This is a genomic window from Arthrobacter sp. SPT-J7, assembly GCF_059089965.1.
Map to the genome: position 1 here is coordinate 1 of NZ_JBNHFF010000122.1, position 9,852 is coordinate 9,852.

7 protein-coding genes are annotated in these 9,852 nt (G+C 66.4%); 4 read left to right on the top strand and 3 right to left on the bottom strand.

What is annotated here, in order from left to right:
• Positions 1 to 153 precede the first annotated feature (153 nt).
• Entirely contained in the window at positions 154 to 1,524 is a 1,371-nt protein-coding gene (gene gabT / locus AC5RWX_RS26175; RefSeq protein ID WP_494099198.1) for a 4-aminobutyrate--2-oxoglutarate transaminase, read from the bottom strand.
• Between the two features lie 81 nt (positions 1,525 to 1,605).
• A complete protein-coding gene (locus AC5RWX_RS26180) occupies positions 1,606 to 3,036 on the bottom strand; it encodes a gamma-aminobutyraldehyde dehydrogenase (RefSeq protein WP_494099199.1) in 1,431 nt (476 codons plus the stop codon).
• Between the two features lie 156 nt (positions 3,037 to 3,192).
• Here AC5RWX_RS26180 and AC5RWX_RS26185 point away from each other — a divergent pair, with 156 nt between their 5' ends.
• Entirely contained in the window at positions 3,193 to 4,629 is a 1,437-nt protein-coding gene (locus AC5RWX_RS26185; protein WP_494099200.1) for a PucR family transcriptional regulator, read from the top strand.
• A gap of 71 nt (positions 4,630 to 4,700) precedes the next feature.
• Here the strand turns inward: AC5RWX_RS26185 and AC5RWX_RS26190 are convergent, their stop codons facing one another.
• The gene (locus AC5RWX_RS26190) at positions 4,701 to 6,269 is read right to left on the bottom strand and encodes a CYTH and CHAD domain-containing protein (RefSeq protein ID WP_494099201.1); all 1,569 of its coding nucleotides are present in this window, start codon (positions 6,267 to 6,269) and stop codon (positions 4,701 to 4,703) included.
• A gap of 146 nt (positions 6,270 to 6,415) precedes the next feature.
• On the opposite strand from AC5RWX_RS26190, the gene AC5RWX_RS26195 reads away from it, so the two are divergent.
• The 3 genes from AC5RWX_RS26195 to AC5RWX_RS26205 all read left to right on the top strand — a co-directional run bounded on the left by AC5RWX_RS26195 (position 6,416) and on the right by AC5RWX_RS26205 (position 9,798).
• Positions 6,416 to 7,774 carry an MFS transporter gene (locus tag AC5RWX_RS26195; protein ID WP_494099202.1) on the top strand — a complete coding sequence of 453 codons (1,359 nt, stop codon included), beginning with the start codon at positions 6,416 to 6,418 and terminating at the stop codon, positions 7,772 to 7,774.
• Between the two features lie 6 nt (positions 7,775 to 7,780).
• Entirely contained in the window at positions 7,781 to 8,461 is a 681-nt protein-coding gene (locus AC5RWX_RS26200) for a FadR/GntR family transcriptional regulator (protein ID WP_494099203.1), read from the top strand.
• 119 nt (positions 8,462 to 8,580) lie between these two features.
• Positions 8,581 to 9,798 (top strand): AI-2E family transporter, encoded by a 1,218-nt coding sequence (locus tag AC5RWX_RS26205; protein ID WP_494099204.1) that lies wholly within the window; start codon positions 8,581 to 8,583, stop codon positions 9,796 to 9,798.
• Positions 9,799 to 9,852: the final 54 nt, after the last annotated feature.

A 9,852-nucleotide genomic window follows, 5' to 3' on the forward strand; every position in this document is an offset into this window, starting at 1 on the left:
ATGACCCGAGCGGTGTCATTAGGTAGCGTCGCTAACCAGATTAGGGGGATGGGTAGCTGCCCAATCAAGCACCCTGAAGGACAACAGAAAAGGCAATACCCCGGCTTGCCGGGGTATTGCCTTTTCTTGATTGCTGAAACGTTTGTTGCTCCGTTATGCGTTGGCCTTGATGGCCGCGGCCAGGACATCCAGTCCGTCGTTTAGCAGTTCGTCGGTGATGACGAGCGGCGGCAGGAGCCGGATGACGTTGCCGTAGGTGCCGCAGGTGAGGATGATGACGCCTTCCTCGAGGCAGGCGGCGGCAACAGCTTTGGTGAGTTCCGGGTTCGGTTCCTTGGAGCCGGCCTGGACCAGTTCGATCGCCAGCATGGCGCCGCGGCCGCGGACGTCGCCGATCACGGCAGAGTTGGAGCCGGCCAGCTCGGTCTGCAGTTCACGCAGCCGGGTGGTAGCTACGGCTTCAATGTGGCGGGCGCGGCCGGCGAGGTCGTATTCCTCCATGGAGCCGATGGAGGCCAGCGCGGCAGCGCAGGCTACAGGGTTGCCTCCGTAGGTGCCGCCCAGGCCGCCGGGGTGGACGGCGTCGAGCAGGTCTGCCCGGCCGGTGATGGCGGACAGCGGCATGCCGCCGGCGATTCCCTTGGCCAGGGTCAGGATGTCCGGGATGACGCCTTCATGGTTCACGGCGAACCATTCACCGGTGCGGCAGAACCCGGACTGGACTTCGTCGGCGATGAAGACGACGCCCTTCTCCTTTGCCCAGTCAGCCAGTGCGGGGAGGAAGCCCTCGGCGGGGACGATGAAGCCGCCCTCGCCCTGGATGGGCTCGATAATGATCGCGGCGACCTGGTCTCCGCCGATCTGCTTCTCGATCATGGTGATTGCGCGCTTGGCGGCCTCGGCACCGGTAATCTCCGGGTTTTCCTCGCGGTACGGGTAGCTCATGGGCATGCGGTAGACCTCGGGCGCAAACGGGCCGAAGTTCGTCTTGTACGGCATGGCCTTGGCGGTCAGCGCCATAGTGAGGTTGGTGCGGCCGTGGTAGGCATGGTCGAAAGCCACGACCGCGTCACGCCCGGTGGCCAGGCGGGCCACCTTGATGGCGTTCTCCACTGCCTCGGCACCGGAGTTGAACAGGACGGTGCGCTTCTCGTGGTCGCCCGGGGTGAGGCGGTTCAGCTGCTCGGCGACGGCCACGTAGCCTTCGTACGGCGTGACCATGAAACAGGTGTGCGTGAAGTGCTCCACGGCTTCCTTGACAGCGCCCACAACGGCGGGATCGGAGGCTCCGACGCTGGTCACGGCAATGCCTGAACCCAGGTCGATGAAGGAGTTGCCGTCCACGTCGTGGATGATGCCGCCATCGGCGTCTGCAACGTAAACCGGGACGCCGGACGCAACACCTGCGGCGACTACGGACTTGCGCCGCTCCGCCAGGGCCAAGGACTTGGGGCCCGGGAAGTCGGCCTGGACGCGCCGCTTCTGCTCCAGGCGGAAGGTGATGTCTGATGCGGTGGTTGTCATGATGGTTCTTTCCTTGCTGGGTGGGCCCGCGCCGGCAAGGTTCCTGGCCGAAGCGGAGCGAGGTTAAGGGGCCGGTGGGGATTAAGAGTCGAGCGCAGACATCACGTGCTTGATGCGCGTGTAGTCCTCGACGCCGTACATGGAGAGGTCCTTGCCGTAGCCGGACTGTTTGAAGCCGCCGTGGGGCATCTCGGCCGTGAGCAGAATGTGGGTGTTGATCCAGACGGCGCCGAAGTCCAGGTCGCGGCTCAGGCGCATGGCGGTGCCGTGGTTGGATGTCCACACACTGGAGGCCAGGGCGTAGTCCACATCGTTGGCCAGCTCCACGGCTTCCTGCTCCGTATTGAACTTCTGCACGGTGATGACCGGGCCGAACGTTTCCTGCTGGACGATGTTGTCCGACTGCTTCGCGCCGGTGATGATGGTGGGCTCAAAGAAGAAGCCCTTCTCCCCCGCCCGGTGTCCGCCGGTTTCGATGCGGCAGTGCGCGGGCAGGCTCTCCACCACGGAGGTGACCTGGTTGAAGTGGTTCACGTTGTTCAGCGGGCCAAAGTAGTTGTCTTCGTCGTTCTGGGAGCCCGTGCGGAGAGTCCTGGTGTGCTCCACCATGGCTGCCACCACGTCGTCGTGCACGGATTCCTCCACCAGCACGCGGGTGATGGCCGTACAGTCCTGCCCGGCATTGAAAAAAGCGAACTCGGCAATCGCCGCGGCACTCTTTTTGATGTCGGCGTCCTTGAAGACGATGGCCGGAGCCTTGCCGCCCAGCTCCAGGTGCGCCCGTTTGAGGCCCTTGGCAGCACCGGAGGCAACGGCGATGCCGGCGCGGACGGAACCGGTGATCGAGACGAGTCCCGGGACCTTGTGGTCCACCATCATGGCGCCGGTCTTGCCCGTGCCGAGCACAACGTTCAGGACGCCGGCAGGCAGGATGTCACCGGCGAGGCGGGCCAGGACCAGGGTGGACTCGGGGGTGGTGTCCGAGGGCTTCAGGACCACGGAGTTGCCGGCGGCGAGCGCGGGGCCGATTTTCCAGATGGCCATGAGGAACGGGTAGTTCCACGGAGCAACCTGGGCCACCACGCCGATGGGTTCGCGGCGGACATAGGAGGTGTGGCCCTCGAAGTACTCACCGGCGGACTTGCCTTCAAGGATCCGCGCCGCTCCGGCGAAAAAACGCAGCTGGTCAGCGCCGGCGGCAACTTCCTCCGAGGCGATCAGGGAACGCACCTGGCCGGTGTTGCGGTGCTGCGCCTCCACGAGTTCGTCGCTGTTGGCCTCGACGGCGTCTGCGAGCTTGAGCAGCATCAGCTGCCGCTGGCCCGGCGTGACGTGCTTCCAGCTCTTGAAGGCCTCCTTGGCGGCTGCCATGGCTGCATCAACGTCTTCCTGGACGGAGATGGGCGCGTGCGCCACGACGTCACCGTTGGTGGGATTGACGATGTCCAGCGTGCCGGTACCGGCAGGCGTAACAAACGTCCCGTTGATGAAGTTCTGCAAGGTTTGGACCACGGTGTGCAACCTCTTTCTCGGGGGCCATCGGCGGCAAGGCGGATGGATCTGACTGCCTTGAGCCTATGCCAGCACCCCCTCGCCGTGAATAGCCACCTGCACACCCTTTCTGCTGCTTTTTAGTGCGGTTGACTAGCAGCTGCTTATCCTTGGTTCATGGCCATTTCCCTTGCAGCCCTCTTGGGTGTCAAATCCCTGAATCTGTCCAAAGCAGGGGTTGCCGAGACTACGTGGCACCAGGACATCAACTGGGTGGCAGTGACCGAACTGGAGGATCCGCAGCGGTTCATCAACGGCGGCGAGCTTATCCTCACCACCGGCCTGCGGCTGAAGTCCGCACCCGAGCAGCGGCGGTTTGTCCGCCAGGTGCAGCGGGCAGGGGCAGTGGGTATCGGTTTTGGGGTGGGCCTTTCCCACGAGGCCGTGCCGCCGGCGCTGCTCGCAGAGGCCAACCGCTGGGGCCTGCCCGTGGTGGAGGTCCCGTACGATACGCCGTTCATCGCCATCGGCAAGCTGGTGGCGGATGCCCAGTCCGCGGACCACTACGCCAAGCTGGAGCGGCTGATCGCAGGACATCAGGTGCTGGCCCGGGCACTGCTGACGGGCGGCGGCCTGGCTGAGCTGTTGAAGCACCTGGGCGGCATGCTCCGGGCCGATATTGCCCTCACCCAGTTCACGGCCCAGCTGTACAACAACAGCAAGGACACGCCGCAGGCTGACACCTGGGCCTCGTACCCCATCCCCACGGGCCGGCGCGACGCGTGCACGCTGTGGGTCCGCACGCCCTTCGAGGACACCGGCATCATCGGGTATGCCCAGAACCTGATCAGCGTTGAACTGAACAATATGGTCAAGCAGCGCCAGGCCGAGCGCGCCCTCTGCGGGCAGGTGCTGGAGGATGTGATCCACGGCGCACTGGAAACCAGTGAGGCCCAGCGCCGCCTGGCCGGGGTCGGCGTGAACAGCACCCGCAAGAATGTTGTCCTGCTGGCCGTCTCCGCAGCCCACCACAAGGCGCTGGTGAGCACCTCGGTACCGCGGGAACTGGAGAAGGCGGTGGCCGCCGTCGTGGGCAAGGATCTAATGCTGGTGATGAACGACGACGGCAGCGCGGCGCCGTCCCTGGCGCGGAAGCTGAGTGACCACCTGGCTGAGGCGGGCATCCACGCGACCATCGGCATCGGCGGCGCGTACACCAAGCCGAACGGCCTGCGCTGGAGCTACTTTGAGGCGCGGGAGGCCGCGAGCCATGGACTTCCCGTCAACGAACCGGAGCGGCTGAGCCTGACGTCACTGCTGCTGGCGAGTGAAGATGTGCCGCTGGCCGATATGGCGCACGAGTCCCTGAATCCGCTCCGGACGTTCGACGCAGCCCATGGCGCGGAACTGATGACCACGCTGGAAAGCTACCTCAACAACAACGGCTCCGTGGCCGCCGTCGCCGAGGAACTCACCCTGCACCGGAACACGGTCCGCTACCGGCTGGCGCAGATCACTGAACTGACCGGCTACGACCCCGCCGTCACCACCGACCGCGTTCAGCTGTGGCTGGCGCTGGCGGTGGCCCGGCTGTCCGCACGCCAGGGCAAGTAGCCGTTGCACCGCTTGGTGTAATCGCCCCCGGCGGGCCACGCCACGCAGGGTTCCCTGGCCGAGCGTGGGGACTAAATAACCCTGGGCTTCAGCAGGCTGCGGGACTTCTTGCGGGCTTTGCGGTACCTGGCCTCGGCCGCGTCCATCAGTTCCGCCTGGCGAACCCGCAGCGCGGCCAGGGCCTCAGCCGTTGCTTCCGGCAGCGGGTGGCCTGCTTCAAGTGACTGCAGCATGTTCCGCGCAATCAGGGCGTCGTGGAAGTCGCCCAGGATCCGCTGCTGCCGGTGGGCGGCCCTGGCCACCTTCCGCGCGCGTTTGCCGCGTACCAGGCCCGCAGACTCGGCCACATGGCGGAGCCGCTTGGCGTCCTTGCGCACCTGATGGAGAGCCATGTCGTGGGCAGTTCCGCGCCTGGCGTGTGCCGCGGCCTTGTGCGAGCGCCGCAGCCGGCGGGCGGATTTCTCCACCACCTTTGCGGCAATGGTCCGCCCCGGGGCCACTGCCTGCGACAGCACCGGCGGCTGGCGGCAGAAGTCATCAAGGTCATCCAGCAGCCGGAAGTAGCGTTCCGACTGCAGCGCCTTCTGGAGCCGGCGGTATCCGGCGTCGAACGCCGTCCCGGCCTTGCGCTCCACCTGCTCCCTTGCTGCGTCCGTTCCCTCGCCGGGCGGCAGCTCATCAAGGTGGCCCCGCAGCCGGCCCAGCAGGACTTCGGCGTCTCTGGGTTCGCCCAGCAGGTGGCCCAGCCAACCAAGTTCGTCCCGAAGGCGCCGCACCGGGACAGCTCGGTACAGCTTGCGGTAGGCAGCCAGCACCGAGCGGATCCGCCGGGTTGCGGACCTCATGTCGTGGACCGCCTCGGGCTCCTCCAGCCTGACGGCGGCATCCCCGGCGAAGAGTTGGCCCAGTTGCTCCACTAAATAGACGGTGACGACGGCGGCGGCGGGGGCCTTCTTCCCGGCCAGGAGCGCGGAGGGGCGTTCCTCCTCCTGTTCCTGGCTCCCGTGTCCAACGCTCCCGAGTGCCCGCGCGAGCTTGGATGCGTGGCCGGCAGGACGGGCGCCGGCGGCGGTGAGGACTTGCTCAGCGGGGCCGAACAGGTCCGGTCCGCCGTTGACCAATTCCAGTTCCCACTCCCGCCAGCGCTGCGGCTGTTCACCCGCAGGTCCGTGCAGGCGCCTCGCCTCCACGCGGTCATCCGCCAGGTCTGCCAGATGTACGCCGTCCTCCCCATAGAGCGCGTGGGTGGTGCGGCGAGTTTCAAGCCGGACCACCGGGGCCACTTCCGTTCCGCGGAGGTATGCCTGCACATGGGCGAGGAGGGTGTCGGGTACGACGTCGGGTTGGCCAAGCGGTGCATGCAGCTCCCTGCGCTGCTGGGGTTCCGCGCCGGAGCCAGCCTGGGTTTCCGGAGGCAGCTTCAGGTGCCAGCCGGCGTCCATCCCCCCGGTTCGGCGGCGCAGGGTGATGCGGCGGGATGCGAGGGCTTGCCGGGCGGTATCGAAATATACGGCCTCCAGGACAGCGGTATGGGGCGCTCCGACGCGGGCAACGCCGGGCAGTTGTTCCAACGCGGGCACTTCGGTGTCGTTGCCGACGTCGTACTTCTTTTCGATCTCGATTCCTTGGGAAGCCTTCACAGCCGTCCTTCCGCGTTGGTCCTGCATCCGGGCCGGGTGGCGCGCGCCCGTGCCCTCGGTGGAAGTCTATTGCCCGGGCAGGACGGGCCGGGAGAGCTTGGCCACAAAACTGGAGACATCAAACGTCTAACCTTTAGCCTTGAAAGATGCCCGCCACTCCCCCCGCTCCTACTGCCGCACCCTCCGCCGTGGTCACGGCGCCCTCCTATGGGCACGCTGCGATGCCGGCGCTGGCTGCCTCCGCATCGGCCCCAAGCGCCCCATTCACCCGGCCGCGTGCCGCCGTCGTATTCGGAGTTATTGCGCTAGTGCTGATCGGGCTTAATCTGCGTGCGGGCATCACAGGGGCGTCGGCGCTGCTGCATGACCTGCAGACGGTGCTGGGCTACGGGCCGCTGGTGGCTGCATTCATCCCGTCCATCCCCACCCTGTGCTTCGCCCTGGCTGGTGCCGCCACCTCCTGGCTGACGGGCAAACTGGGTGTTGAGAAGGCGATCCTTTTGTCCCTTGCCATGCTGGCCGGCGGACTCCTGCTCCGCGGAGTCCCCGCCACCGGGATGCTGGTGGCCGGCAGTGTGCTTGGGATGTCCGGACTGGCGGTCTGCAACGTTGCCATGCCGTCCTTCATCCGCGAGCACTTCGCTTCCCGGACGTCACTCATGACCGCCGTTTATACGGTGACCATGACGACCGGGGCCACCGTGACTGCCGTCGCCGTGGTCCCCCTGGCGCAGGCCCTCGGGTCGCCGTCAGCGGCCGTCGGCGCGATTGGCATCACTGCCGTGGCGGCGTTCCTGGGCTTCCTTCCCGTGGCGCTGCATGCGCACCGGAACAGCACCCGTTCGACCGCGGGGCACGTGTCCCCATGGCCGCTGCTGCGGACCAGGAAAGGGTTGCTGCTGACTGCCATTTTCACGCTTCAGGCACTCTTGGCCTATGCACTGCTGAGCTGGTTCCCGTACATGCTCACCACCATGGGGATGGACGCTTCCGGGAGCGGACTGATGTTCGGACTGATGCAGCTGGTGTCCGTTCCCGCGGGCATGCTGCTCATCGCCATCGGCTCCCGCCCCAGGATGCTGCGCCCGGCTTTCTACCTCGTCAGTGCCACCATGGCGGTGGGCCTGGCCCTGCTCCTTGTGCTGCCCGTGGGCCTGGCCGTCGTTCCCGCGGTCCTGCTGGGCTTCGGCCTGGGCATTTTCCCGTTGGTGATGGTGATGATCAGCCGCAGCGGCGCGAGCACGGCCGAAACCACGGCCTTGTCCACACTGGCCCAGTCCATCGGCTACTTGCTTGCGACCACCGGACCCTTCGGGATGGGGCTCCTGCACAGCGCCACCGGCGGCTGGACCCTGCCCCTCGCCCTGCTGTTGGCCCTGGCGCTGGTGCAGATTGTGGTGGCGCACCTGATCACCGGAGGCGCAATGACCCGAAGCGTCTCCGGCACTGCGCCCGGCGGCACTGCTGGCGGCGCGCCCGGCCACACAGCCGCCAAGAGGAAGTAGGCCGCCGTGGTACTGAGCCCCTCACGCCGCCCGCCGCTTGCGGAGGAAGTCACAGCGAAGCTGCGGACCATGATCCAGTCCGGCGAGTGGCCCCTCCACCAGCGCATCCCGTCCGAAACAGGGTTGATGACTGACCTGGGCATTTCCCGGGGCACACTCCGCGAGGCGATCAAGGCGCTCGCCCACAGTGGCATGCTCGAAGTCCGCCGCGGTGATGGCACGTACGTCCGGGCAACCAGCGAGATCTCCGGTGCGGCCCGCCGCATGTACCAGGACCACACCGAAGCCCACATCCTGGAAGTCCGGCTCGGCCTGGACACCCAGGCGGCCCGGCTGGCGGCACGGAATGCGACAGCCAACGACGTCGCAGCCCTGCGCGCCCTTCTCACCCACCGGAACGAAGCCTGGAACTTGCAGGACTACGGGGCCTGGGCGCGGTCGGACTGGGGGTTCCACGAGCGGGTGGCCCAGGCATCGGGCAATCCCCTGCTGCACGAGCTGTACGTCAGCTTCGGCGCCGTGGTCCACGAGGATCTGCTCAAGCAGCTGCGCCGGCCGGGACTCGACGGGCTCCAGCACGAGGGCCACGATCTGCTGCTGGCAGCCATTGAGCTGCGGGACGAGGACGCGGCCGTGGCCACCGTCAACGCAAACCTGAACTCCTGCGCGGAGTGGCTCGCGGCCTAGTTCGTTTGCGCTTCAGGGTTTCACCCTTCCCTAATCGGTCAGTAGGCTTACTATCTGAGAAAGGTAGTATCCCTGCCGTGTACAGTGCGCCAGGGCACCCGCCGAGACAAGGAGTCCCCATGGCGCGAGCAACACGCGTGACCGACCACGGGCCAGGCAGCGACACCCCTCAGCCGGCAGCTACCGCCGGTTCAGCCCTGCAGCGGCAGGCGGCGGCCCCGGCTGCGGGGAAACAGGGACCGAAGCCGCCCAGCGCATTGTGGGCAGACGGACTTGGTCGGGTGGGCATACGCTCCGCGCAGATCCTGTTGATCCTGACAGTCGCCGTGGTGTCGGTTTATGCCCTGATGCAGATCAAGCTCCTGGTGATACCGATACTGATCGCACTCATCCTGGCGGCCGCCATCGGCCCGTTCGTGAACATGCTTCGCCGCCGTGGGATGCGGGGCGGGCTGGCAACCGGAATCGCATTCATCGGGCTGTTGCTCGTGTTGGGCACCGTTTCCACGGTCATCTACTACTCGGTCCGCAACCAGTGGGGTGAGCTGGTTCAGCAGGCTGCTTCCGGCCTGGACGAGCTGGAGCGGTTCCTGCTCACCGGCCCCGTCCCCATCGAACAGGAGCAACTGGACCAGGCCCGAGAGGGCATCGTCCAGTTTGCCACCAGCAGCCAGGTCCGTTCCGGCGCAATCACCGGACTGTCCGTGGTGACCGAGTTCCTTGCCGGCGCAGGCCTGGTGATCATCATCCTGTTCTTCTTCCTGAAGGACGGCGCCAAGATCTGGAATTTCTTCCTCCGCCCCTTCAGCGGGGAACGTGAGGCCAAGCTGCGCCGGGTGGGGAAACGTACCCTTGAGGTGCTGGGCGGCTACGTCCGCGGCACGGCGATCGTGGCACTGGTTGACACTGTGGCCATTGGGGCCGCACTGCTGATCCTGCAGGTTCCGCTTGCCCTCCCCCTGGCACTTATCGTCTTTATCGGCGCCTTCGTTCCCCTGGTGGGCGCCACTGTTGCCGGAATCCTGGCTGCGCTGGTGGCTCTGGTTGCGAACGGGCCGGTTGTTGCGCTGATAGTGGTGGCCGTGGTCATTGCCGTCAACCAGCTCGAAGGCGACCTCCTGCAGCCCATCGTTATGGGCAAGTCCCTCCAGCTCCATGCCTTGGTGATCCTCATGGCGTTGACAGCCGGAACCATCCTGGCCGGCATCGTAGGTGCCGTGCTCTCTGTGCCGCTGGCCGCCGTCATCTGGGCAATCATCCAGGTATGGACGGCCGAGGACCCGAAACTCGAGGACATGAACCCGGACCTGCCGCCGCCCAACAGCCAGCCGGTCTAGGCGACTTGCCCTGGCGAAGTTGCGCACACGACGACGGTCCGGCACCTGGGTGCC

Bases quoted from the DNA above. Each gene is read 5' to 3' on its own strand.
- AC5RWX_RS26185 (WP_494099200.1), top strand. From the start codon at position 3,193: ATGGCCATTTCCCTTGCAGCCCTCTTGGGTGTCAAATCCCTGAATCTG.
- AC5RWX_RS26195 (WP_494099202.1), top strand. From the start codon at position 6,416: ATGCCCGCCACTCCCCCCGCTCCTACTGCCGCACCCTCCGCCGTGGTC.
- gabT (WP_494099198.1), bottom strand. From the start codon at position 1,524: ATGACAACCACCGCATCAGACATCACCTTCCGCCTGGAGCAGAAGCGG.
- AC5RWX_RS26205 (WP_494099204.1), top strand. From the start codon at position 8,581: ATGGCGCGAGCAACACGCGTGACCGACCACGGGCCAGGCAGCGACACC.